At 62.2% G+C, this 23,632-nt stretch carries 25 protein-coding genes and 1 pseudogene; 10 read left to right on the top strand and 16 right to left on the bottom strand.

From position 1 onward, the window contains the following. Positions 1–9: 9 nt before the first annotated feature. Complete coding sequence (locus ACZ1G8_RS12755; protein ID WP_472679713.1) at positions 10–393, bottom strand: hypothetical protein; 384 nt, start codon at positions 391–393, stop codon at positions 10–12. A 65-nt stretch (positions 394–458) separates the two neighbouring features. Beyond that, complete coding sequence (locus ACZ1G8_RS12760) at positions 459–1,643, bottom strand: vWA domain-containing protein (protein ID WP_472679714.1); 1,185 nt, start codon at positions 1,641–1,643, stop codon at positions 459–461. Between the two features lie 156 nt (positions 1,644–1,799). Between ACZ1G8_RS12760 and ACZ1G8_RS12765 the strand changes: the two genes are divergently transcribed. Further along, positions 1,800–3,200: a methyl-accepting chemotaxis protein gene (locus tag ACZ1G8_RS12765; RefSeq protein WP_472679715.1), complete on the top strand. Its 1,401-nt coding sequence runs from the start codon at positions 1,800–1,802 to the stop codon at positions 3,198–3,200. Between the two features lie 75 nt (positions 3,201–3,275). On the opposite strand, the gene ACZ1G8_RS12770 is transcribed toward ACZ1G8_RS12765, so the two are convergent. From ACZ1G8_RS12770 to ACZ1G8_RS12780, 3 genes are all read right to left on the bottom strand, one after another. Beyond that, positions 3,276–4,130, bottom strand: a complete 855-nt coding sequence (locus ACZ1G8_RS12770) for an AAA family ATPase (protein WP_221428487.1) — start codon at positions 4,128–4,130, stop codon at positions 3,276–3,278. 77 nt (positions 4,131–4,207) lie between these two features. After that, positions 4,208–4,780: a hypothetical protein gene (locus ACZ1G8_RS12775; protein ID WP_472679716.1), complete on the bottom strand. Its 573-nt coding sequence runs from the start codon at positions 4,778–4,780 to the stop codon at positions 4,208–4,210. Then, on the bottom strand, positions 4,777–5,322 hold the full coding sequence (locus ACZ1G8_RS12780) for an RNA polymerase sigma factor (protein WP_472679717.1): 546 nt from the start codon (positions 5,320–5,322) through the stop codon (positions 4,777–4,779). Before ACZ1G8_RS12780 ends, ACZ1G8_RS12775 begins: the two co-directional genes overlap by 4 nt. Positions 5,323–5,407: 85 nt before the next feature. Here ACZ1G8_RS12780 and ACZ1G8_RS12785 point away from each other — a divergent pair, with 85 nt between their 5' ends. Continuing rightward, positions 5,408–6,631 carry a bifunctional alpha/beta hydrolase/OsmC family protein gene (locus ACZ1G8_RS12785; RefSeq protein WP_472681256.1) on the top strand — a complete coding sequence of 408 codons (1,224 nt, stop codon included), beginning with the start codon at positions 5,408–5,410 and terminating at the stop codon, positions 6,629–6,631. 2 nt (positions 6,632–6,633) lie between these two features. Here ACZ1G8_RS12785 and ACZ1G8_RS12790 read toward each other — a convergent pair whose 3' ends face one another. The 3 genes from ACZ1G8_RS12790 to ACZ1G8_RS12800 all read right to left on the bottom strand — a co-directional run bounded on the left by ACZ1G8_RS12790 (position 6,634) and on the right by ACZ1G8_RS12800 (position 10,198). Further along, entirely contained in the window at positions 6,634–7,005 is a 372-nt protein-coding gene (locus tag ACZ1G8_RS12790) for a hypothetical protein (RefSeq protein WP_472679718.1), read from the bottom strand. Then, positions 6,998–8,989, bottom strand: a complete 1,992-nt coding sequence (gene parE, locus ACZ1G8_RS12795; protein WP_472679719.1) for a DNA topoisomerase IV subunit B — start codon at positions 8,987–8,989, stop codon at positions 6,998–7,000. Before parE ends, ACZ1G8_RS12790 begins: the two co-directional genes overlap by 8 nt. 63 nt (positions 8,990–9,052) lie before the next feature. Beyond that, the gene (locus tag ACZ1G8_RS12800; protein ID WP_472679720.1) at positions 9,053–10,198 is read right to left on the bottom strand and encodes a penicillin-binding protein activator; all 1,146 of its coding nucleotides are present in this window, start codon (positions 10,196–10,198) and stop codon (positions 9,053–9,055) included. A 37-nt stretch (positions 10,199–10,235) separates the two neighbouring features. Between ACZ1G8_RS12800 and rsmI the strand changes: the two genes are divergently transcribed. The 4 genes and pseudogenes from rsmI to ACZ1G8_RS12820 all read left to right on the top strand — a co-directional run bounded on the left by rsmI (position 10,236) and on the right by ACZ1G8_RS12820 (position 12,842). Then, entirely contained in the window at positions 10,236–11,090 is an 855-nt protein-coding gene (gene rsmI / locus ACZ1G8_RS12805; protein ID WP_472679721.1) for a 16S rRNA (cytidine(1402)-2'-O)-methyltransferase, read from the top strand. Next, positions 11,087–11,437 (top strand): YraN family protein, encoded by a 351-nt coding sequence (locus ACZ1G8_RS12810; RefSeq protein ID WP_472679722.1) that lies wholly within the window; start codon positions 11,087–11,089, stop codon positions 11,435–11,437. The genes rsmI and ACZ1G8_RS12810 overlap by 4 nt, the downstream gene beginning before the upstream one ends. 10 nt (positions 11,438–11,447) lie before the next feature. Continuing rightward, positions 11,448–12,408 (top strand): annotated as a pseudogene (gene gshB, locus ACZ1G8_RS12815) (glutathione synthase). Then, positions 12,405–12,842: a hypothetical protein gene (locus tag ACZ1G8_RS12820; RefSeq protein WP_472679723.1), complete on the top strand. Its 438-nt coding sequence runs from the start codon at positions 12,405–12,407 to the stop codon at positions 12,840–12,842. The pseudogene gshB and the gene ACZ1G8_RS12820 overlap by 4 nt, the downstream one beginning before the upstream one ends. Here ACZ1G8_RS12820 and ACZ1G8_RS12825 read toward each other — a convergent pair. Beyond that, positions 12,839–13,738 (bottom strand): tyrosine recombinase XerC, encoded by a 900-nt coding sequence (locus ACZ1G8_RS12825; protein WP_472679724.1) that lies wholly within the window; start codon positions 13,736–13,738, stop codon positions 12,839–12,841. The two genes, ACZ1G8_RS12820 and ACZ1G8_RS12825, sit on opposite strands and share 4 nt — an antisense overlap. Then, complete coding sequence (gene hemW, locus ACZ1G8_RS12830) at positions 13,735–14,889, bottom strand: radical SAM family heme chaperone HemW (RefSeq protein WP_472679725.1); 1,155 nt, start codon at positions 14,887–14,889, stop codon at positions 13,735–13,737. The genes ACZ1G8_RS12825 and hemW overlap by 4 nt, the downstream gene beginning before the upstream one ends. Positions 14,890–14,937: 48 nt before the next feature. On the opposite strand from hemW, the gene ACZ1G8_RS12835 reads away from it, so the two are divergent. Continuing rightward, positions 14,938–15,504 carry a CAP domain-containing protein gene (locus ACZ1G8_RS12835; RefSeq protein ID WP_472679726.1) on the top strand — a complete coding sequence of 189 codons (567 nt, stop codon included), beginning with the start codon at positions 14,938–14,940 and terminating at the stop codon, positions 15,502–15,504. On the opposite strand, the gene rdgB is transcribed toward ACZ1G8_RS12835, so the two are convergent. Beyond that, the gene (gene rdgB, locus ACZ1G8_RS12840; RefSeq protein WP_472679727.1) at positions 15,505–16,131 is read right to left on the bottom strand and encodes an RdgB/HAM1 family non-canonical purine NTP pyrophosphatase; all 627 of its coding nucleotides are present in this window, start codon (positions 16,129–16,131) and stop codon (positions 15,505–15,507) included. It lies immediately after the preceding gene. Next, on the bottom strand, positions 16,128–16,844 hold the full coding sequence (gene rph / locus ACZ1G8_RS12845; protein ID WP_221428473.1) for a ribonuclease PH: 717 nt from the start codon (positions 16,842–16,844) through the stop codon (positions 16,128–16,130). The genes rdgB and rph overlap by 4 nt, the downstream gene beginning before the upstream one ends. 87 nt (positions 16,845–16,931) lie before the next feature. On the opposite strand from rph, the gene hrcA reads away from it, so the two are divergent. Genes hrcA through ACZ1G8_RS12860 form a run of 3 tightly spaced genes read left to right on the top strand, consistent with a single transcriptional unit; the run spans position 16,932 to position 20,371 of the window. Further along, on the top strand, positions 16,932–17,975 hold the full coding sequence (gene hrcA / locus ACZ1G8_RS12850; protein ID WP_472679728.1) for a heat-inducible transcriptional repressor HrcA: 1,044 nt from the start codon (positions 16,932–16,934) through the stop codon (positions 17,973–17,975). Between the two features lie 28 nt (positions 17,976–18,003). After that, positions 18,004–18,594, top strand: a complete 591-nt coding sequence (grpE, locus tag ACZ1G8_RS12855; RefSeq protein WP_472681258.1) for a nucleotide exchange factor GrpE — start codon at positions 18,004–18,006, stop codon at positions 18,592–18,594. 25 nt (positions 18,595–18,619) lie between these two features. Further along, positions 18,620–20,371 carry a DUF885 domain-containing protein gene (locus ACZ1G8_RS12860; protein ID WP_472679729.1) on the top strand — a complete coding sequence of 584 codons (1,752 nt, stop codon included), beginning with the start codon at positions 18,620–18,622 and terminating at the stop codon, positions 20,369–20,371. A gap of 5 nt (positions 20,372–20,376) precedes the next feature. Here the strand turns inward: ACZ1G8_RS12860 and ACZ1G8_RS12865 are convergent, their stop codons facing one another. From ACZ1G8_RS12865 to ACZ1G8_RS12880, 4 genes are all read right to left on the bottom strand, one after another. Beyond that, a complete protein-coding gene (locus ACZ1G8_RS12865) occupies positions 20,377–21,171 on the bottom strand; it encodes a hypothetical protein (RefSeq protein WP_472679730.1) in 795 nt (264 codons plus the stop codon). 95 nt (positions 21,172–21,266) lie between these two features. Then, on the bottom strand, positions 21,267–22,433 hold the full coding sequence (locus ACZ1G8_RS12870; protein WP_472679731.1) for a PrnB family protein: 1,167 nt from the start codon (positions 22,431–22,433) through the stop codon (positions 21,267–21,269). A 114-nt stretch (positions 22,434–22,547) separates the two neighbouring features. Then, positions 22,548–23,039: a vgr related protein gene (locus tag ACZ1G8_RS12875; RefSeq protein ID WP_472679732.1), complete on the bottom strand. Its 492-nt coding sequence runs from the start codon at positions 23,037–23,039 to the stop codon at positions 22,548–22,550. Between the two features lie 44 nt (positions 23,040–23,083). After that, entirely contained in the window at positions 23,084–23,569 is a 486-nt protein-coding gene (locus ACZ1G8_RS12880) for a copper chaperone PCu(A)C (RefSeq protein ID WP_472679733.1), read from the bottom strand. Between the last annotated feature and the right edge of the window lie 63 nt (positions 23,570–23,632).

The raw sequence follows: 23,632 nt of genomic DNA on the forward strand, positions 1-23,632 counted from the left end.
GCAGAAGCCTTATTTGGCGGGAACGAGTTTCGGCTCGCCGGCGGGCTCTGGGAGCGGGCGGACATCGTCCGTATTCTCGCGCATTACGAGCACGCTGCACCCGTCGATACGGTGGTCGACTGCGGCAATGTGCATTGCCTCGTCGGGTTCACTGGTGTCCTCTTCAAGTTCAGGCTGGCCGGTTTCTTCGCGCACTTGGCGAATACGGTCGCGGCAGTTCTCGTCCTCCGCAGTCGCCTCTTCTATGGTCTCCCACCGGGAAGCGGGTTCTTCATAGGCGGGCATGTCGAGTTTGCTGTGCGCCTCGGGTCTAGGAGCGTCCTGAGCGCTGGCGATACCAGCTGCCATACCGCCTCCAAGCAGCGTCAAAGCGAAAAGTGACAGGTTTTTCATGATGTTCTCCCCGGTGCTTCGCCGAGGCTAAGCCGAGGAAGCTAGACCGAAGATGAATGTCTGGCTCAGCTGCCCTGCTTGCGGCTCAATTCGCGCATGGCGTCATCCAGCCCCTCAAGCGAGAGCGGGTACATCCGGTCGTTGACGAGCTGCTTCATCACCTTGGTCGACTGTGAGTAGCCCCACTGTTTCTCGGGAACCGGGTTGAGCCAGACGGTGGCCGGATAGGTGTTCACCACCCGCTGCATCCAGGTTGCCCCGGCTTCCTCGTTCATATGCTCGACGCTGCCACCCGGATGCGTGATCTCGTATGGGCTCATCGCAGCATCGCCGACGAAGACGACCTTGTAATCGTGGCCGTATTTGTGGAGCACGTCCCAAGTTTTGGTTCGTTCCTGCCAGCGGCGGCGGTTGTCCTTCCACACACCTTCATAAAGACAGTTGTGGAAGTAGAAGAACTCGAGGTTCTTGAACTCGCTGGTCGCGGCGCTGAACAGCTCTTCGGTGATCTTGATGAAGGGGTCCATCGATCCGCCGACATCGAGGAAGAGCAGCAGCTTCACGGCATTATGCCGCTCGGGACGCATGTGGATATCGAGCCAGCCCTGCTTGGCGGTGCCGTCGATCGTCGCGTCGAGATCGAGCTCGTCGGCCGCACCTTCACGGGCGAAGCGGCGCAAGCGGCGCAGCGCCATCTTGATATTGCGAGTGCCAAGTTCCTTCGTGTTGTCGAGGTTCTTGAATTCGCGCTTGTCCCAAACCTTGAGCGCGCGCTTGTGCTTGCTCTCGCCGCCGATCCGCACGCCTTCGGGATTGTAGCCCGAGTTGCCGAAGGGCGAGGTTCCGCCGGTGCCGATCCACTTGTTGCCGCCCTGGTGGCGCTTTTCCTGTTCCTCGAGCCGCTTCTTCAGCGTCTCCATGATCTCGTCCCAGTCGCCCAGGCTCTTGATCGCCTCCATCTCTTCTTCGGAGAGAAACTTCTCGGCGACAGCCTTCAGCCAGTCTTCGGGAATATCGACGGGGTTTTGGCCATAATCGGTGAGGATGCCTTTGAAGACTTTCGAGAAGACCTGGTCGAACCGGTCGATCAGGCCTTCGTCCTTCACGAAGGTCGCGCGGCTAAGATAGTAAAAGCTCTCCGGCGTCTGCTCGATAACCTCGCGATCGAGGGCTTCGAGCAGGGTGAGGTGCTCCTTGAAACTGGCGGGAATGCCCGCGGCGCGCAGCTCGTCGACGAAATTGAAGAACATGAACCCTGCCTAGGGAAAAGCGATGCCGGAGGCCAGTGGCAAAACGCAACTGGAGGCGAGACCAACATTTTGTAGATTTTCGCCAGTCTTAATTCGCTGATAACCATTATCTCGTACTGACCAGCGTGCAAAAAGACCAAAAAGGGGTCAGCACATATGGAACTGAATGCCATCGATGCGCGGGGAGCATCGGCGCTGGATAAAATTCCCGAGGCCTGCGGCAAGGTTACCGTCGGATGTTCGGATGTCGCCGGGATCGTCCAGGCAGTGATCGACAGCTCGGGCGTGCTGCGCGCCGAACACATCGAGCTGCAGGGTACCGTCAAGGAACTGGAAGCGGATCAGCGCAAGGTCGCAGAAGCAAGCGACGAAGCGCGGCTTCTGTCCGCACGCGCCATCGAACGACTGGGGCTCGGCACAAGCCAGATCCAGTCCTCGCTGCAGCAGATCACCGACCTGCTCGACCTCGTCGAAACGCTTGCAACCCATGTCACGGGCTTTGCCGCCGCGATGGACCAGGTGAAGCGCTGCTCGCAGGACATCGAGCAGATCGCGGAAACCACCAACATCCTCGCTCTCAACGCTACCATCGAAGCGATGCGAGCGGGCGAGGCCGGTCGCACCTTTGCCGTGGTCGCCAACGAGGTGAAGACCCTCGCCGGCGAGACCCGCAAGGCTACTGACGAGATCAGCGACGTTATCGAGACGCTCGGCAGCGAGGCCTCGACCGTGATCGAGCGCATCGAGGCAGGCGCGAAGGCATCGAACGAGGCCAAGTCCTCTGTAGCCAGCATCGATGCAACCATCGCCGGCGTCAGCCAGCTGGTGGAAGAAGTCGACCAGCAGAATGACCAGATCACCCGCGCAACCGGCATGATGACGGAGCACGTCGACCGCGTGTCGTCGGTTCTGGACAGCTATGACCGCGCGGCGAACGAGAACGAGGAACGCCTCGCCACTGCACACGACCGCATCGAGGATCTCGAGCTCACGGCGAGCGAGATGTTCGATCGCATCGTCAAGGCAGGCCTGTCGCCTCAGGACAGCCAGCTCGTCGAGCGTGCGCTCGAGCATGCAAAGAACCTGTCGAAGATTGCCGAGGAAGCGATCGCTCGCGGCGATATCACGATGGAAGAGCTGTTCGACACGAATTACGTGCCGGTGCAGGGGACCAACCCGCAGCTCTATCGCAGCAAGGCCAGCGACTGGGCGGATAACAACTGGCGCCCGGTGATCGACGAGGTCGTCTCGGAAGGCGGCGCGATCAAGATGTGTTCGCCTGCCGATATGAACGGCTTCCTGCCGACCCACGTGTCCGAGCGTTCGCGCAAGCCGACCGGCGATGTCACGCACGACACGACCTACTGCCGCAATGGCCGTATCCTGCTCGATACAATCGACAAGAAGGCCAAGAAGAACAATGACGACTACATGATGGCCGTCTACCGCCAGGAAGGCGACGGCACGAACTACCTCGTGGTTCGCAACGTCTACGTCCCGCTGTACATCAACGGACGTCGCTGGGGCGATTCCGAACTCGCTTACAGCTTCGGCTGATCACCAGATCCCCAAGAAAAAGGGCCGGGAAGCACAATCAGCTTTCCGGCCCTTTTTTGTGTGACTGACGCGCGATCAGGTCTGGCGGCGCGCCATGAAGGCAAGGCGTTCGAACATCATCACGTCCTGCTCGTTCTTGAGCAGCGCACCGTGCAGCGGCGGGATGGCGCTGTTGGGATTGCTGTCCTGGAGGACTTCGAGCGGCATGTCCTCGTTGAGAAGAAGTTTCAGCCAGTCGAGCAGTTCGCTGGTGCTGGGCTTCTTCTTGAGGCCGGGCACGTCACGCAGCTCGTAGAAGATTTCCATCGCCTTGGTGACGAGGTTCTTCTGGATATCGGGGAAGTGCACCTCGATAATGTCGCGCATCGTGTCGCGATCGGGAAACTTGATGTAGTGGAAGAAGCAACGGCGCAGGAACGCGTCGGGCAGCTCCTTCTCGTTGTTCGAGGTGATGACCACGATCGGGCGTTCTTTTGCCTCGATCCGTTCATGCGTCTCGTAAACGTCGAAGCTCATGCGATCGAGTTCCTGGAGGAGATCGTTCGGGAACTCGATGTCGGCCTTGTCGATCTCGTCGATCAGCAGGACCGGAAGCTGTTCGGAAGTGAAGGCTTCCCACAGTTTGCCCTTCTTGATGTAGTTCGAGATGTCGTGAACGCGCTCGTCGCCGAGCTGGCCGTCGCGCAGGCGAGCCACCGCGTCATACTCGTAGAGACCTTGTTGTGCCTTGGTGGTGGACTTCACATTCCACTCGATCAGGGGGGCATCGATGGCCTTTGCGATTTCGTGCGCCAGCACCGTCTTGCCGGTGCCGGGTTCGCCTTTCACGAGCAACGGGCGGCGCAGCGTGACTGCGGCGTTGACAGCGACCTTGAGATCGTCGGTCGCGATGTAGGAGCTGGTACCTTCAAAGCGGGTCGGTTCGGACATCGGTTTTCCCTTGCAACTTTACGTTTGCGTTAGGGGCAAGTGCCAGAGCACGCAAGGGCGCTCCGGCACTCCAAGTCTCAGGCGCGGTCGAGAGCACCGATTTCGCGGTCGATCTTCTTCGCGGCAAAGAGGTTCAGCCAGCCCACGAAGATGAAGAATGCAGCGGTGGCGGCGACTTTCATCCAGACCCCGTCGATTGCCACGGCCCAGCCCTGGACCTCCGCAACCTTTGCGGTGACCACGAGGTAGAAGCCGAGCAGGCCGGGTACGAACGGGGCGAGGTACCACTTGGGCACGCTGCGAAGCAGGTCGCGTTGACGGACGAGTTGCGCACGCAGGTGTTCGCGGCAGGTCTGTTCGGGAACGCGGGGTTGTGGGCTGCCATGGCGATGAAGCTTCGCAATCACGAAGATCGCCGCGATCCCGATCGCTAGACCAGCAGCGGCGAACAGCCACTCGCCAACGGAGGCGGAAATGATGGTCATTGCGCCGAACAGGACGATGACGAGACCGCCCGCAGCATATTCGATCACGTTGCGGCGCCGGATTTTCCTCTCAAAGGACGTGGCGCGGGCTTGGCAAGCATCCGGCTCGCTGAAGGATGCGGCGGCGTTCTGGGAGGTCCAGAAGGAGAAAGGATTTTCGGTCATCGGACGGTCTCCTGAGGAGGGGCGGGGGAGGGAGCGGTTTCGGTCTCGAATTCGGAAGCCAGAGCGGTCTTGAGGCGGTGTATTCGGGTCGTGACGCTGCCGGGGGAAAGGCCGGTCACGTCGGCGATATCCTTTCCGCTTTCGCCCTCGAGCCAGAGCAGCATGACCTGAGCGTCGAGCGTTGGCAGGCGTCGGATCATTCGCTGGGCGCGGGCAACGGCGTGGTTTTCTGCCGCGGATCGCTCGGCGTCACCGGGTTCGGGAAGGTCCTCGATCTCGTCGAGCGCCAGGGGCGTCTTCCTCCGGCTCTCGCGCAGGCGGTGCTCCGCGGCCACATTATGCGCCACCCGGTAAACCCAGGTCTTGAGCGCGCATTGCCCCGCGAAGCGAGCGAAGCTGCGAAACAGCTCGCAATGAATATCCTGTTCGAGATCGCGCGCTTTCTCTCCGTCATACTCCATGGCCCGCGCCAGGCGGGCGATGGCCGGGGCGAAAATTTCGCCGGCTTCGCGATACAGATCGTGTTGATTTGCTACGGTCATGTATCCTTAGTCCGTCCCCGAGCGTATTTCTCACACGCCGGGCCAAAAAATCCCGCCACCAAGGCCTCAGCCGAGAATGGGAGTGATGATGCCGACCGAGAATATCTCCATCAAGACCGACGCCGGTCACGAGCTGACCGGATCGCTCGAACTGCCCACCGGACTGGTAAGGGGCGCGGCGCTGTTCGCGCATTGCTTCACCTGCACGAAGAACAGCAAGGCGGCCGTCACTGTCGCTCGCGCTTTGGCGGGGGAGGGCATCGCGACGCTCCGCTTCGACTTCACCGGCCTCGGCGGAAGTGGAGGCGATTTCGGCCGCGCGGGATTTGCTGCCGACGTATCGGACCTCGTTGCGGCGGCGGAAGAACTTATCGAGCGCTTCTCCGCACCCATCCTGCTTGTCGGTCACAGCCTCGGAGGCGCCGCAGTCCTGGCTGCTGCGGACCAGATCGGTTTCGAACGGATCGCGGCAATCGCGACGCTAGGCGCACCTTCCGACGTTCCGCATGTGCTGCACAATATCGACGGTGATATCGAGCAGATCCGCGAACAAGGGGAAGGCGAGGTCAAGATAGGCGGCCGCGCGTTCACCCTGGGGCGCGAATTCATCGAGAAGGTGGAGAACACGGACCTGCTCGCCGAGGTAGGTCGCCTCCGCAAACCGCTCATGTTCCTCCATTCACCGATCGACGACATCGTCGGCATCGAACATGCCAGCGCTCTCTTCCAGGCCGCCAAACATCCGAAGAGTTTTGTCAGCCTGGAGGGTGCCGACCACCTGCTCGTCCGCGAGGAAGATGCGCGGTTCGTCGCCAGCGTTATTGCCGGTTGGGCGCATCGCTACCTTCCACTGCGCGACGACTGGCCGATGCCCGAGGAAGGCATCGTCGCCTGCAGCGGCCACGGCAAGTTCGGAACCGAGGTCCACACCGTCAGCCACCGCTTCATTGCCGACGAACCGAAGAGCTATGGCGGCGACGACACAGGACCCACGCCATACGATCTGCTCAACGCGGCTCTCGGCACCTGCACGGCCATGACGATGAAGATGTATGCCGATCGCAAGGGCTGGCCGCTGGAGGGTGTGAGCGTGGAAGTCACGCATGAACGCAACCATGGAGACAAGTGCGACCATGTGGAGGCGATGGAGGAGGGCAAGCAGTTGCAGGCGCTCAACCGGGTAATCGCCATCCGCGGGGATCTCGATGAAGATCAGCGCACCCGCCTGATCGAGATCGCGGACAAGTGCCCCGTTCACCGTACGCTGGAGGGCGAACTCCACGTTCACACCAGCACGCGTGAGGATTGAGCTCAGACCTGGATCACGAGCAGGGTGAAGCCGAGTGTGACGGCCAGCATAAAGATGGTCGCGATACGCCATCCCCTTGCGGAACTCTGGATGCCGCTTTCCCACGCGTGAAAACCGATCATTGCGGTAAGCAGCAGTGCGGCACCGCCGAGGATTACCCGGGGCAATGCGAGGAGGCCTGCAAGCAAAGCGAAAAGTACGGGCTGAAGGATGATCTGCAGGATCAGCGCTCGGGTGAACCACACGATCGGCACCGGGCGATAGGTGCTGTCGGGCACTTCCCAGTCCGGCAGGAAAACGTCGGGCCGCGAGATGCGACGATCCTGGTAGATGATGTCTTCTTCGCGCGGGTCGGGGTAACGCCCGTCAGGCATCGATCATCTCGCGGTCGAATTCGCCCGCGTTGTTCTGGATGAAATTGAAGCGGTGCTCGGGATTGCGGCCCATCAGCTGATCAACCAGCTCCTTCACCACCGCGCGCTGCTCGAATTCGCTGGGCAGGGTGATGCGGATAAGGCTGCGCGTTTCCGGGTCCATCGTGGTCTCGCGCAGCTGCTGCGGGTTCATCTCGCCGAGGCCCTTGAAGCGGCCGACCTCGACCTTCTTGCCCTTGAAGACCGTCTCTTCGAGCTCCTTGCGATGCTCGTCGTCGCGCGCGTAGTGGCTCTCCTTGCCGGCAGTCAGCTTGTAGAGCGGGGGCTGGGCGAGATAGAGGCGTCCGTCGCGCACGATCTCCGCCATCTCCTGGAAGAAGAAGGTCATCAGCAGCGTGGCGATATGCGCACCGTCGACGTCGGCGTCGGTCATGATAATGATGCGGTCGTAGCGCAGGTTTTCCGGATCGCAGTCCTTCCGTGTCCCGCAGCCCATGGCGAGCGTGAGATCGGCGATTTCGCTGTTCGCGCGGATCTTGTCCGCCGTCGCGCTCGCGACGTTGAGGATCTTGCCGCGGATCGGAAGGATTGCCTGCGTCTTGCGATTGCGCGCCTGCTTCGCGCTTCCGCCTGCCGAGTCGCCCTCGACGATGAAGAGTTCGGTCTCGCCGTCGCCTTCACCGGAACAGTCGGTCAGCTTGCCGGGCAGGCGCAGCTTCTTGGCGTTCGTCGCGGTCTTACGCTTGATCTCGCGTTCCTGCTTGCGGCGCAGGCGCTCGTCCATCCGCTCCATTACCTGGCCCAGCAGCGCCTTGCCGCGGTCCATGTTGTCGGAGAGGAAATGGTCGAAGTGATCGCGAACCGCGTTCTCGACCAGTCGCGCAGCCTCGGGCGAGGTCAGGCGGTCCTTGGTCTGGCTCTGGAACTGCGGATCACGGATGAAGACGCTCAGCATGGTCTCTGCGCCAGACATGATGTCGTCGGCAGTGAGGTCCTTTGCTTTCTTCGTTCCGGTAAGCTCGCCGAAGGCACGCAAGCCCTTGGTCAAAGCTGCGCGAAGGCCCTGCTCGTGCGTTCCGCCGTCAGGGGTGGGGACCGTGTTACAATACCAGCTGGTCGAACCTTCGGAGTAGAGCGGCCAGGCGATCGCCCATTCGACGCTGCCCTGCTGCACACCGTCTTCGCTTTCCGGGAAGTCCTGCTTGCCCGCGAAGGGCTGCGCGGTGACGCATTCGCGCCCGCCGAGCTGTTCGGTCAGGTGATCTGCGAGGCCGCCCGGGAACTTGAATACGGCTTCGGCCGGCACGTCCTCCGACGCCAGCGCGTCGGCGCATTTCCAGCGGATTTCCACGCCCGCGAACAGATAGGCCTTCGAGCGGGCGAGCTTGAATAGGCGCTTTGGATTGAACTTGCGGTCGCCGAAAATCTCGGTGTCGGGCACGAAGGTGACCGTGGTGCCGCGCCGGTTCGGGGTCGACCCGATCTCCTCGATTTTGCCCTTCGGTGCGCCCTTGGAAAATTCCTGCGCGTACAGCGTCTTGTCGCGAGCAACCTCGACACGCGTGTAGTCCGACAGCGCGTTGACCACGCTGACGCCCACGCCGTGCAGGCCGCCGCTGGTGGCATAAGCCTTGCCCGAGAACTTGCCGCCCGAGTGGAGCGTGGTGAGGATCACCTCGAGCGTCGACTTGCCCGGATACTTGGGATGCTCGCCAACGGGTATACCGCGGCCATTGTCCGAAATGGTGACGCGATTTCCTTCGTCGAGGCGCATTTCGATGCGGCTCGCGTGGCCTGCAACCGCCTCGTCCATCGCATTGTCGAGCACCTCGGCGACCAGATGGTGCAGCGCACGGTCATCGGTGCCCCCGATGTACATGCCGGGTCGGCGGCGCACAGGCTCGAGGCCCTCGAGGACCTCAATCGAGGAAGCGTCATAATCGCCGGAAGATGTCGGCGTGTTTTCGAACAGATCGTCGGACATGGCTGCAAGCTATATCGCGTGCAAATTCCCGCGCACAAGAAGGCGCGTGACGTTATCCGCCTGTCAGAAGCCTGCCGGTGCAGCCGATACGACCGAAACGTCCCCGCTCTGCACTTCGCGCACTTCCATCGCACGTTCGACGACCCCGTTACGCTGGAAACGGAAAGGACCGTCCATGCCGTCGAAGCCGCCTGCCTGATAGAGCAGGTTCAGGGGAAAATCGCGGCCCACGCGCCAGTCGCGCGTCGCGCGCAGGGTGAGCAGGACGGCATCGTAGCCAAGCGTTGCGACGCGGTAAGGCTGGCCGCCGAAGCGCTCTTCGTAGCTGTTGACGAAACCGCCGTAGCGACTGTCGGTCACGGCGGAGAAAAGCGCGCCCCTCAGCGAGGAGGACCGCAGGACGGCGCTATCGCCGCTCCATCGTTCGGTACCGAGGATCTGGAGGCCATCGGAGTTGACCGCTCCGGCGCCCCGGATCGAGTTGCTGCCACCATCGGCGATGAGTACGGTGTCGAAGCCGCCGCGCTGCTTCAGTCGCCCGGCAGCGCTGACCACCGAGGTGTTAGTACGGGCATAACGTTCGCCGGTCACATATCGACCGCCATATTCGGACAGAGCATTGCGGAGAGCTGCCTCGGCGCGGTTGCCGTAGTCGCCGTCGGGCGCGAGGATCGCGAACCCGCTCGATCCCTGGCTACGTGCATACTGTACGCTGCGGGCAATCGACTGTTCGGGAATGTGACCCATCACGAACACGCCCGGGCCTGCAATCGTGGTGTCGTTCGAGAAACTGATGATCGGGACTGCTGTGCCCTCGGTCTCGGCGCGGACCGAGACGACATTGCTGCCGAGCAGCGGGCCGAGGATCAGCTTGTTGCCGTCTGCCAGAGCGCGGCGTGCCGCCGACTGCGGGCCCTGCGCGGTGTCATATGTGGTGATGCGCAGGTTGTCGGCACCGGTGTCGAGAATCGCCATGGTCGTCGCATTGGCGATCGACTGACCGACTTCGCCGTTCTGGCCCGACAAGGGAACGAGCAGGGCGACGCGGTGCCGCGCTTCGTCTTCAGGGAGGGCGGTCGCGCTCGGTTCCGGCGTGGGAGTGCCCGAAGTGGGCGTATCCGCCGTCTTCGGGATGATAGAACAACCCGACAGCAGGACTGCGCCTGCTGCCACCATTAGATTACGCCGGTTCACAAATGCGCGCTTCATCTTGCCGCGTCCCTCATTGGTAGTTCATGGAAGGAAGGTGAGCGACAAAGCGCCTTCCCTTTCGGACCGCCTTACACCCGGTCTTTATCTTGTCGCCACCCCTATCGGGAATCTCGGCGATATTACGTTTCGGGCCGCCGATATCCTGAAGCGCTGCGATGGCGTGGCCTGCGAGGACACGCGGGTTACGGGCAAGCTGCTGAAGCATCTGGGCATTTCCAAGCCCATGTGGCGGTACGATGACCATAGCGAACTTCGCGACCGGCAAAGGCTCGTCGAGTCGATGCGAGAAAAGGCTGTGGCGCTGGTGACCGATGCGGGAACGCCGATGATTTCCGATCCCGGCTATCGCCTCGTCAACGATTGCCGGCTCGAGGGCATCCCGGTGACGAGCCTTCCCGGGGCCTGTGCGGCGGTGGTCGGCCTGACGCTCTCGGGCCTTCCCAACGACCGTTTCCTCTTCGCAGGCTTCCTGCCCGCCAAGGACAAGGCGCGGCGCGAGACGCTTGAAGAGCTTGCTCAGATCCATGCGACGCTGATCTTCTACGAGACCGGGCCGCGCCTGCTGAAGTCACTTGTCGCGCTCGGCCAGGTCATGCCCGAACGGGAGATCGCAGTCGCGCGCGAGCTCACCAAGCTGCACGAGGAGTGTCGCCGTGGCCTCTCGGACGGATTGCTCGCCTATTACGAGGCCAATCCGCCAAAGGGCGAGATCGTCCTGCTGGTCGGCCCACCGGCCGAAGAGGTGCCTAGCGATGCGGATGCCGAGGCCATGCTGCGCGAGGCACTGGCCACGATGAAGACGAGCCAGGCCGCCGCGCATGTCGCGAAGGCGACCGGTCTCGACCGCAAGACGCTTTATGCCCGCGCGATGGAGATCAAGGCCGAATGAAGCGCCAGCTTGCAGAGCGCAGCGGCCGCGACGGTGAACGCCGCGCCGCTTTCTGGCTTCGCGCCAAGGGCTGGCAGATACTCGACGAGCGGGTGAAAACCCCTGCGGGCGAGATTGATCTCATCGCCAAGCGCGGAAAGCTGGTTGCTTTCGTCGAGGTTAAATGGCGCCGCAAGCGCGAGGAACTCGATCACGCGATCGACCAGCATCGTCTTTCGCGGGTCGCAGCGGCCGCTGAAGCGGTTGCTCATCGCTATGCCGGGGAGGGCGAGGACATCCGGGTGGACGTGATCCTCCTTGCGCCTGGCGCGTTCCCTCGCCACATCGCCAATGCCTGGCAACCCTGAAGGAATATCCATGCCGATACGCGTCGCCGTCCAGATGGACCCGCTCGAAAGCATCAATATCGCGGGCGACAGTTCCTTTGCCCTGATGCTCTCTGCGCAGGAGCGGGGTCACGAAGTCTGGCACTATGACGTCGGCAGCATCGCGTGGGAAAGTGACGGGACTCCCTCGGGCAAGATCACCGCTCACGCTGCTCCGGTCACCGTGCAGCGCGTGGAGGGCGACCATTTCACCGCCGGCGAGCGCCGCAGGATCGACCTTGCGAAGGATATCGACGTCATCCTGATGCGGCAGGATCCGCCGTTCCACCTCGGGTATATCAGCGCCGCATTCCTGCTCGACCGCCTGAATGGCACGACACTGGTTGTGAACGACCCGCGTGAAGTCGTGAACGCACCGGAAAAGATGTTCGTCCTCGACTATTCGCGTTTCATGCCGCCCACGATGATCGCGCGGCATCTCGACGATCTGCGCGCCTTCCAGCGCAAGCACGGTTCGGTCGTAATCAAGCCGCTGCACGGCAATGGCGGGAAGGCCATTTTCCGCCTCGACGAAAAGGGTACCAATCTTTCCGCGCTGAGCGAGGTCTTCGACCAGACCTGGCCCGAGCCGCACATGATCCAGCCGTTCCTTCCAGAGGTTGCCGAAGGCGACAAGCGGATCGTGCTGGTCGACGGGGAATTTGCAGGCGCAATCAACCGCTTCCCGGGCGAAGGTGAGTTTCGTTCGAGATCTCGCGCAGGGCGGCTATGCCGAGGCAGCGACACTCACCGATCGCGAGCAGGAGATTTGTGAAGCTATGGGGCCCGAACTCAAGCGTCGTGGCCTCGTTTTCGTCGGCATCGACGTCATCGGCGGCAAGTGGCTCACCGAGATCAACGTCACCTCGCCAACCGGCATCGTAGCAATCGACAAATTCAACGGAACCGACACACCAGGGCGCATCTGGGACGCTATCGAGAGCAAGCTGTGAACATCGACAATGGTTTCACCCGAATTCTGGCCTTGCTTGCGTGCATCGGTTTCCTGGTATTCGGGATCATTCGTGTGGTCGTGGGAAGCGGAATGCTGGCCCAGACCATGAACTATGTTGATTATACGGAATTCGCTGCAGCGATCACCGACACGAGCGAGTTTCTCGCCTTGAATGCAGAAAGAAGCCTCTACGCTTTCAACCTTCACACCTATTTGGTCTATATCGTCGCGATGGGGCTCGTCGTGACGACCGGTGCAATCGGGGCTTTGCGACGGAAGAGCTGGGGCGTGAAGCTGATCGCTCTCTACCTTGCGATGCACGCTGCGCTTTTCGTGAATTACGTGACGATCAATCCGAAGATCTGGCTCCTGATCGTCGGTATTGTCCTGTGCGCTCTGATTGCTGTGGTCAGGAAACCCAAGCCAGCCTAGTCTTCGCGCTCTCGCGGGTGGGCATTGCGATAGGTGTCGAGCAGGCTCGCTGCATCGACCTTCGTGTAAATCTGTGTCGACCCCAGGCTCGCATGGCCGAGCAATTCCTGCAGGCTGCGCAGATCGGCTCCCGCCCCCAGCAGATGCGTTGCGAAACTGTGGCGCAAGGCGTGCGGGGTGGCGGTATCGGGAAGGCCGAGCGCCCGCCGGGCGCGCGCGGTCGCTTTCTGAACCACGCCCTGTGACAGCGGCCCGCCCTTGACCCCTCGAAAGAGCGGATCCTGCGGTCCGAACGTCCAGGGCGACTTGCGCACATAGTCGTCGAGCGCCTCACGTATAAGCGGGACGATTGGCACGACCCTCTGCTTGTTGCCCTTGCCGGTGACGGTCAGCGTCTCGCCAAGAGGCAGCACGCTCCCGTCAAGCGACAGGGCTTCCGAAATACGCATGCCGGCACCGTACAGGAGCAGCAGGACGGCGCGATCGCGAGCGCCGATCCAGCCGTCGGCCGCAAGCGCCTCTACCGTCTCTGCAAGCCCCATGGCATCATCGGGTGAGACGGGGCGGGGCAGCCCTTTCTTCAAGCGCGGTCCGCGCAGCCGCGGCGGTTCGGTCACCTCGTGGCCGGCCTGCACCTTGGCAAAGCTGATGAACCCCTTGAGCGCCGAGAGCTCGCGCGCGGCCGATGCGTTCGTCAGGCCGTCAGCCCGCCGCGCGGCGAGATGTGTGCGCAGCTTGCCGGCCGGAAGGGCCGCCACCGCGTCGAATGTCTCGATATCCAGCCGACTCAGTAGCCGCTCGGCCGCCTTGTGATAGGCGCGCACCGTATGTGGCGAACGCCTGAGGCCGAGCGAGAGGTGGTCGTGCCAGGCCCGGAGGATATCGGCGCGGCTCAACTGCTCACCAGTTCCGCAGGCACCAGTTCGCCGAGCAGCGCGTCGAGCAAGGGCATTCCGGCATCGGTGACGCCGAAACGCTCGCCATCTTGCCAAGTGAGGCCGAGCCCGCAGTAGAGGTCGCGCTTTTTCGCGTCCACGAGCTGCCCGGCGGGGATGCCGAACCTTCGCGATATGCCGCCCAGATCGACGCCTTCTGTCAGCCGAAGGCCCATAAGCAAGGCCTCGGAGGCTTGTTCGCGTCTGCCAAGTGGCCGGGCTTCGACGATGCCGTCTCCCTGCTTGCCGATAGCGGCGAGGAAGTTTTCAGGCTTCTTGTGCCGCAGGGTCGCAATCCCGTCACGTCGCCCATGCGCACCCGGGCCGATGCCGTGATAATCTAGATAGCGCCAGTAGGTGAGGTTGTGCCTGCTTTCTTCACCGGCACGGGCGTGATTGCTGATCTCGTAGGCGGGCAGGCCTGCGGCGGCCGTCATTTCGCGCGTGAGGGCGAAGAGATCGGCGGCCGGATCGTCATCGAGCGGATCGAACACACCGCGCCTCACATCGGTGGCGAAGCGCGTCGTCGGTTCGATCGTCAACTGGTAGAGCGACATGTGCGAGGTGCCGAGTGCCAGCGCCTCGGCCAGCTCCTGCCGCCAATCCTCGGGCGTCTGGTCGGGACGGGCATAGATGAGGTCGATCGAGACACGTGCGAAATGCTTCTGCGCGATCGCAACCGCGTCGAGGGCTTCTTGCGCCCCATGAAGGCGCCCTAGGAATTTAAGCACATCGTCGTGCAAGCTCTGCACGCCGAGCGACACGCGGTTGATACCCGCGCTCGCGAGGTGTGCGAAGTTTGCCGCTTCTACCGAGGAGGGGTTACCCTCCAGCGTGATCTCGATCTCGGGTGCAAAGCCCCACAGGCGCTCGGCCTCTTTCAACAATAACGCCACGAGGGCAGGCGGCATTAGCGATGGCGTTCCCCCGCCGAAGAAGATGCTGGCGAGCGGCTCTAGGCTGTCGGCAGCTGCGTGATCCGCTCGCATGTCGGCAAGCAACGCAGCCTCCCAAGCGGCCATGTCCGTTCGATCGCGGACGTGGCTGTTGAAGTCGCAATAGGGGCATTTCGCGAGGCAGAATGGCCAGTGGATGTAAAGCGATCGCGCCAAGGTCTGCCTTCACGTCAAATTAAGCGGGAGTTTGTTCTATAGCGCTGCATGGACGGGTCGAAAATCATCATCGCTGCGCTGGCCGGATTGGCTGCGCTCTCTGCCACGGGTGTTGCCGTTTCCGCAAGCGCGCGAGAGAGCGGCGCCGAGCAGGCATATTACGACAATCGCATGAGCGACCGGCTCGCGGTCCGGCTGCTTGATGCCCACAATCGCGAGCGGGAAAGCCTTGGCTTGCCGCGACTCAAGTGGAACCGCGCACTGGAGCGCGAGGCCGGTGACTGGGGCCGCGAACTCGCGCGCAAGGGCAGGCTCGAACATGCCGACAATAAGCGCCGCAACGGCACTGGCGAGAACCTCTGGATGGGCAGCGCCGGTCAATGGGACGTTCTGAGCGGCCTGAAGATGATGATCGACGAAAAGCGCATGTACCGGCACGGTAACTTCCCCGAGATTTCGACCACGGGGAAATGGGCCGATGTCGCGCATTACACGCAGATCGTCTGGCGCGACACGCAGGAGGTCGGCTGCTCGGTGGTCACCGACGGGGGCTGGGATGTGCTGGTCTGCCGCTACTGGCCTGCAGGAAACGTCTGGGGCCAGAAGGCTTACTGATTAGCCGAACTGCTCTGCAGTGAGCTTGGCAAATGCATCGGCCCGGTGGCTGATGGCGTGCTTCTCTTCCGGATCGATCTCAGCAAAGGTCTGCTCGCGACCCTTGGCTACGAAGACCGGATCATAACCGAAGCCCATTTCGCCGCGTGGTGGCCAGGTCAGCGTCCCTGGTGCGGTGCCTTCGTAAACCGCCTGCTCTCCATCCGGCCAGGCGATCGCCAGCACGCAATGGAAGGCGCAGGAGCGGTCGACGTCCGCGCCTTTCTGTTGGAGCATCCCCTCGACCTTGCCCATGGCCATATACCAATCGCGCCCCGGATCGCCTTCGAACCACTGCCGTTCGGCCCAGTCCGCCGTGTAGACACCCGGGCGGCCTTCCAGAGCATCAACTGACAAACCGCTATCGTCGGCAAGGGCAGGGAGGCCTGAAGCCTCCGCCGCCGCTCGTGCCTTGATGAGGGCGTTCTCGACGAAGGTCGTGCCAGTTTCCGCCGGTTCGGGCAGGCCCAACGAACCTGCGGAGATGCACTTGACGCCATAAGGGGCAAGCAGCGCGGAAATCTCCTTGAGCTTGCCCTCGTTATGCGTGGCGATCACGAGGCTGCCCGAACCGATGCGTCGTGTCATGCGCGGGTCGCCTCGTCCTGCGCGCGGAAGATGTCCGCGCAGCCCATCTGCGCGAGGCGCAGAAGTCGCAGGAAGGCTTCCTCGTCGTAGGGAGCGCCTTCGGCCGTAGCCTGTGCCTCGGCGATCTTGCCGCCTTCGATCAGCACGAAGTTGGCATCGGCATCGGCGTTGCTGTCCTCAGGGTAGTCGAGGTCGAGCACCGGGGTGCCGTTGTAAATCCCGCAGGAAATCGCCGCGACTTTTGCGGTGATCGGATCCTCGACGATGTCGCCCGACTTCATCAGGCCGTTCACCGCGAGGCGCAGCGCGACCCATGCGCCCGAAATCGAGGCTGTGCGCGTGCCGCCATCTGCCTGAATGACGTCGCAATCGAGCGTAATCTGGCGTTCGCCGAGCTTCTTCATATCCACGACAGCGCGCAAACTACGCCCGATAAGGCGCTGGATTTCCTGAGTTCTGCCGCTCTGCTTGCCCTTGGCAGCTTCGCGCTGGCCGCGGGTGTGCGTCGCGCGCGGGAGCATCGAGTATTCACCGGTAACCCAGCCTTCGCCCTTGCCGCGCAGCCACGGCGGAATGCGTTCTTCGACGCTGGCGGTGCACAAAACGCGGGTCTCTCCGAAGCTGATCAGGCAGCTGCCCTCGGCGTGTTTCGTGTATCCGGTCTCGATGGTGATGGCGCGCATTTCGTCGGGCGCGCGTCCTGAAGGTCGCATCAATGTCTCCAATGCAGTCGAGATCTCTGGTGAGCGGATTAGGACCAAGCCCCTTGAGGCCGCAAGGGGAGTGGCTAGATAGGACACATGAATTCCTCGCCGCTCACCGATTTGTCAGACCGCGCCCGCGAAATCTTCCGCCTCGTGGTGGAAGGTTATCTCGAAAGCGGCTCTCCGGTGGGGTCGAAAGCACTTGCGGGCGAGGGCGGGGTGAACCTCTCGCCCGCCTCGATCCGCTCCGTGCTCGCGGAGCTGGAACAACGCGGGCTCCTTGCTGCGCCGCATACGAGCGCAGGCCGTATGCCGACAGACAGCGGGCTGCGCCTCTTCGTTGACGCGATGATGCAGGTGGCAGAGCCCACCGCGCAGGAGCGTGCGGCGATCGAACAGCGGATCGGCGAGCCCGGACCGATCGAACGCGCGCTCGAACAAACCAGCGCCTTGCTCTCCGATCTTTCGGGTGCTGCCGGAATGGTCATGGTCCCGCGCCGCGAGCCACGCCTTGCGCAGGTCTCGCTGACGGCTCTCGATGCAAATCGCGTGCTGGCCGTGCTCGTAGGCGAAGACGGCAATGTCGAGAACCGCATCCTTGCGCTTCCTGCAGAGGCTCTCGGCACCTCGCTAGAACAGGCAAGCAATTTCCTCACGGCCAAGGCCGAGGGCCACACGTTGGCCGAGGCGGCACGACTGGTCGAACAGGAAATCGCCAGCGGTCGAAGCGCGCTTGACGAGGCCAGTCGCGATCTCGTGGCCCGCGGACTTGCGACTTGGACGGAGGATGCCTCCAACCGGCCCGTCCTGATCGTACGCGGTCAGGCGAACCTCCTCGACGAGACTGCGCTGTCGGATATCGAGCGGGTGCGTTCGCTCCTCGATGACCTGGAAAACAAGCAATCGGTCTCCAGCCTTCTCGAGAGCGCACGCGAGGCCGAGGCCATGCGGATCTTCATCGGCAGCGAGAACCGTCTCTTCTCGCTTTCGGGCTCTTCGGTCATTGCCTCGCCCTATCGCGACCGCGATGGAAAAGTGGTCGGCGTGCTGGGCGTGATCGGCCCGACTCGGTTGAATTACGCGCGTGTCGTCCCCATGGTGGACTTCACGGCCCGCTCCTTGGGCAAACGAATTGGATGACAGGGTTTTCTCAGTGAACGACGATAAGATGAAAGAACCGCAGGACAACGCGGTCGATGAAGAAGTAGCGCGCGAGATGGAAGGCGTGCCCGAGCACCTGCGTGACGATGGCGGCGAAGACGAAGCCGACAACGCGGACGATGCTCTGGAACAGGCTCTCGAAAGCCTGCGCGGCGATCTCGAAGCGGCCAAGCAGGATGCGCTCTATGCCCGCGCCGAGACCCAGAACGTGCGGCGCCGCATGGAAAAGGACGTGCAGGATGCGCGCAACTATGCCGCGACCGGCTTTGCACGCGACATCCTCAGCGTTGCCGACAACCTTGGCCGCGCACTCGACGCAATCCCCGCCGAACAGCGTGGGGACGAGAAGCTTAAGGGCTTCATCGCCGGGATCGAGGCCACGCAGCGCGAGCTGGAGAAGGTCTTCAGCCAGAACGGCATCACGCGGATCGCCGCAAAGGGCATGCCGCTCGATCCGAACCAGCACCAGGCCATGATGGAGATCCCGACCGAGGATGCAGAACCCGGCACCATCGTGCAGGAAATGCAGGCTGGCTACATGATCAAGGATCGCCTGCTGCGCCCCGCGATGGTCGGCGTGGCGAAGAAGCCGGACTGATAATCGACTGTTTGGGAGAGGAACGATGAGGACAGCCATTCTCGGAGCGGCGGTCCTCGCCGCCTCTGCATTTGCGATGCCGCTATCTGCGCAGGAAAGCGCGGACGAGAAGCTGGCGGCGCTAGGTGACAGCTACCAGGACTATCAGCTCGCCCAATACGGCTTTGTCGAGGGCGAGGGTGGTGGCACGCGGCAGGGTGACCGGCTCTGGTCGGTGACGCCCGAGTCCGAGCGCGCGCGCGCTGCCCGTTACGCACAGTTTCTGGAGCAGCTATCTGCGCTCGAGCAGGAAGGCCTTTCCGACGCTGCGACCACCGATGCGCTCGTCCTTCGCACCCTGCTCGAGAGCAATATCGGCGATGTCCGCTTTGCCGAGTGGGAGATGCCCTTCAACAGCGACAGCAACTTCTGGTCCTATCTTGCAGGCAGTCGCGGTTTCGGCAGCGTCGAGGACTACGAGAATTACATCGGCCGGATGAACGATATCCCGCGGTATTTTGCGGAGCATACCGCCAATGCGCGTTCCGGACTTGATCGCGGCTTTTCGGTTCCCCGAGTGACCCTTGAAGGTCGCGACGTTTCGATTGCCTCCTATGTCGTCGACGATCCGGAAGAGAGCCCGTTCTGGCGGCCTTTTGCGGACATGCCGGAGAGCATTCCGGCCGAGGATCGTGAGCGGTTGAAAGCTGCCGGACGGGCCGCCATCCGCGACAGCGTGACGCCCGCCTATGCCGACTGGCTTGCCTTCTTCCGGGGCGAGTACATGGCCCGCGCCCGAACCAGCCTTGGCGCGAGCGAGTTTCCTGAAGGCGCCGAATTCTACGCTCAGCAGATCCGCCAGTACACCACGCTCGACCTGAGTGCTGAGGAGATCCACAAGATCGGCCTCGTCGAAGTCGCGCGGATCACGGCGGAGATGGAAAAGGCCAAAGCCGACGCAGGTTTCGAGGGTACCCTAGAAGAGTTCATCACCTTCCTGCGCACCGATCCGCAATTCGTGGCCGATACGCCGGACGAGTTGATGGGTGTCGCTGCCTACACCGCCAAGCGCGTCGACGACAAGCTGGGCGAGTATTTCGGCTTCCTGCCCCGCTATCGGCACGGCCTTCGCCCGGTCGATCCGGCGATCGCGCCGTTCTATACAGCGGGCAGGGGCGGCCTCGAGTTCTGCCAGATCAACACGCACGATTTGCCGTCGCGCCCGGTCTACAACATTCCCGCGCTGACCATGCACGAGTGTGCGCCCGGGCACTCCTTCCAGGCAGCCATCGCACTCGAGCGAGAAGCTGCCCCGCGCTTCCGCCGCCAGACCTATTTCTCCGGATTTGGCGAGGGCTGGGGGCTCTATACCGAGTATCTCGGCAACGAGATGGGCATCTACCGCAATCCCTACGAGCGTTTCGGCCAGCTATCCTACGAAATGTGGCGCGCCGCGCGGCTCGTGATCGATACCGGTCTTCACCACTATGGCTGGACCCGCGAACAGGCGGTCGATTACCTCTCCAGCCACACGGCACTGTCGGACCGGGAAGTAGGGACGGAGATCGATCGCTACATCAGCTGGCCGGGGCAGGCACTGGCTTACAAGCTCGGCGAAATGACCATGCGTCGCGTCCGGGCGAAGGCAGAAGCAGAGCTTGGCGAGGACTTTGACATCCGCAAGTTCCACGATGTCGTGCTTTCGCTTGGATCGGTACCGCTGCCCGCGCTCGAGGAGCGGATTGATGCCTTCATAGCCGATGGCGGGCAGGGCCTGCCCGGAGTGACTTACAACTAGCTACCCTATCTGCAGCGCGAGAGGTCATTGAGGTAGGGCTCCAGAATGTGCCGCTTGTCGTCTGCCCATAGGCCGTAGACTCTGTCCTCTTGAATGGGGCTGGTGGCATATTCGCTCGCCCGCCGGAGAAACATGCGACCGTCCGCTGGACAGAATTTCTGGAGATTGGTCAATTCGAGGAAGTTGGTCACCGAGGCATATTCGGCTCTGCGCATGCGCTCTTCCTCGCGCTCATCCCTTGCGCGCTCGCGCGCACGCTCGTCGGTCCGCGCAGAACTGCGAAGCATTTCCTCTTCCCGTCTCAGCCTCGAGGCTTCGGCTCGGATGGTGCGAGATCCAGCCGGAGCATAGGCGGCAAGACCGGGTGAGGCGGTGGTATCCCCAGTCCTGGCGCGGTCCACTATCCTAGGGTCAGGCCCGCTATCGACGGCTGCGCCAACTACCGCCGTACCAAAAGCAGCGGCCCGCTCGATTATCGATTCCCGAGGTTGATATCCGGGTTCATCCTGTACCGGTTCCACAAGCAGAAGGTTGACGAGCATGGCAGCGTCGCTTGCGTCCTCCACCACATCGCGCAGTTCGCAAGGGTACGACAGGACGCGCTCGTTGGTGGCCACTATCGCGGCTTGGTCAACGACACACTGGATCCGGTCTACAGAGAGTGCGGGGTGTGTTGCCCTAACCTCGGCGAGGGCCGTTTCGACGAGCGCCTGACGGTCTACATCAACCTGCGCATTCAAGACCGAAGCTCCCGAGAACAGGGAGATTGTCAGGGCGAAAATGGGAAAGGTCGCTCTCATCGCATGTCTCCCGAATTGCGGGGCGCTTTTCCGAGAGCGAACCTTTCCTTATGATGAATGCGCCACTCAGTCAGCAGCGCAATCCCGCCTCAAAGCTAGACAAGCACTTGCGCGCGGTTCTCGTCGCGGTGCTTCTTGAGGTACTTCATAAAGGGCGTGCCGCCTGTACCCACATCGGGATCGTTCCCGGCGATCGAGCCTGCCTGCTTGTTGATATAGCTGGCCGCATATTCGAGGTGCCGCGTACGGAAGCGGGCAGCCTGTTCGAGGCAGGCATTAAACGCGTCCTTGAGCTCACGGTTGTCGCTCGCGCTCACGAAATCACGAAGCGTCGAATGCTTGGCGAGATCTTCGATGAAGCGGCGATGCTCGACCGGGCGATAGTGGTGCAGCTCGTCGAGGAAGCTCTTGAGCGGATCATCGCTATGGCCGACCTGGAAAAGCGCATCCATCGCCGGGACGATTGATGACTGCGAACCGGTCTGCCCGCGGAATGCCTGCGGCTTGCCTTCGAACTTGTCGATCCCCTCGTAAACGAGACCGCCCCCTTCGAGCGCGGGGTTGTTCGCCCAGCCATGGATATAGGGACGTACACGATGGAAGTAGATGTACGGATCGCACTGCTCGGGCATGCGCGCGAAGTGGCCGTAGATACGCTCCCACGCCTGATCCATTTCAATCAGGAGACGCGTTGCTTCCGCCTCGTCGCCTTCCCTCGCGATCGTGACCAGCTTGGCGGCATTGTCGAGCAGGACGCCGGCCTCAGCTTCGATGGCGACGTGGACCAGCACGAACCAATTCTCGTCTGCACCACCCATGAAGTTCTGGTGCATTACCACGTTTTCGAGGCTGATCGGACCCGACTTGTCGAGCCGGTACCAGTTGTCGAGCACATAGCCCGAGTAGGGCAGCAAGGGTGCCTGGCCGAGGCGGTCTGCAAGGGCGCAGATCGGGCGGCCGAGATTTGAAGGAAGTTGCTGCGGCGGTTCTGCTTCACCCCAGACATATGCCTGTACGATGAAGGAATAATGCACCATCGCCGTGCGGACTTCTTCTTCGGGTGCATCCTTGACCCAGTTTTCGATGCCTGGATCGGGCAACTGGTCGAGGAAGTGACGGACGCGGCCGGTGGTCAGAAGTCCTGACAGGATGCCGGCGGCCTTTGTGATCGGTGCGAATTTCTCGGGAAGCGTGATCTCGTCGATCTCGTAATGCGAAAGGTAGCCGCGCTCGCGGCTCATACCGTAGTCTTTAAGCTCCATTGTGATGACTCATCGCCGGTCGCGGGTTGGGCCGACCGGTCAATGCTTGCATTCGTATCCACTGAAACCGGTTTGCTCAAATGGGAGCAGTGGAAAACTGCGGATTCCGCAGCGTCAGCGCGCGGCGCCCGGGAAATTCACCAAGAGATCATATGCCGCTGGATCGGACGCACCCGCGATCTTCACACCGTTGCGAAGCCAGAAGGCGTGTTTCACGATCTCGGCCTGCTGCTCGATGCCATATCTGTCGAGCGACCAGCCCGGCTTGAGCGAATAGTCATAGCGTGCCCAGGGCATGCGATGGGTGACCAGATACCAGTTGCCCTTCGTCTGCGTCTGCCAGACGTGGACGAGTTCGTGGATCAGAAGCCCCTGCCGGATCACACTCTCTTTCGAGAAATCGTCGCAGTAGTTTTCCGAGTTGGGATGGAAGTGCAGGTGGCCGCGGGGAGCCATGGTGATCCGGCGGGGCTGGAATGGAAACCATTTCCTCCGCCGGATCGTGACTTTCGTATAGTCGATCGCATCGCCGAAGACGGTGCGAGCGAGGGCGATTTCAGCCGTGGTCAGTGGCCTGTCGCCGCCCACCGGACATGCCGGCGGCACGGCTTCATCGTGGCTTTCGACCCCGAGTGTATCGCGCAGATCGTTCAGCGATCATCCCCCGCGGCCTGCGCGGTCGCTTCGAAAGAATGACGCCTGCCACCAGCAGCAATCAGCGTCACCTTGGTGGTGTCGCCTACTGCGAAGCCCTCGGCCAGGTCGAAGGCCATGACGTGCTTTCCGCCGGGCTCGAACGAAACCGAGCCTCCGGTTTCCACCATGACGGGCGGCGCTTCGCCCATGACCATTTTACCGTCCCACTCCATCATGTCGTGAACTTCTGCACGCGCAGCCTGCTCGACCTCGGCACCGCGAAACGCGAGATTGCGGTCGCTGTTGTTGGCGAGTTCGAAATAGACGGCTGCCGGATTCCCCGCGACAGGAGGGAGCATCAGGCGAGCATCGGAAATTTCCACGCCCTCGATGGTGTCTTCGGCTGCGACCTCTGCGGGTTCTTCCGCTTCGCCACCACAAGCTGCAAGGCCAAGCGAGGCGCTGGCAAGCAGGATGGCAGCGTAAATTGGCTTCTTCATTGGTTATTTTCCCTCTCGTGACAGAGCGAAAAAACTAGCGTGGTGCATCCCTTGTGCCAAGGA

The organism is Qipengyuania sp. BR81-2, assembly GCF_055693895.1.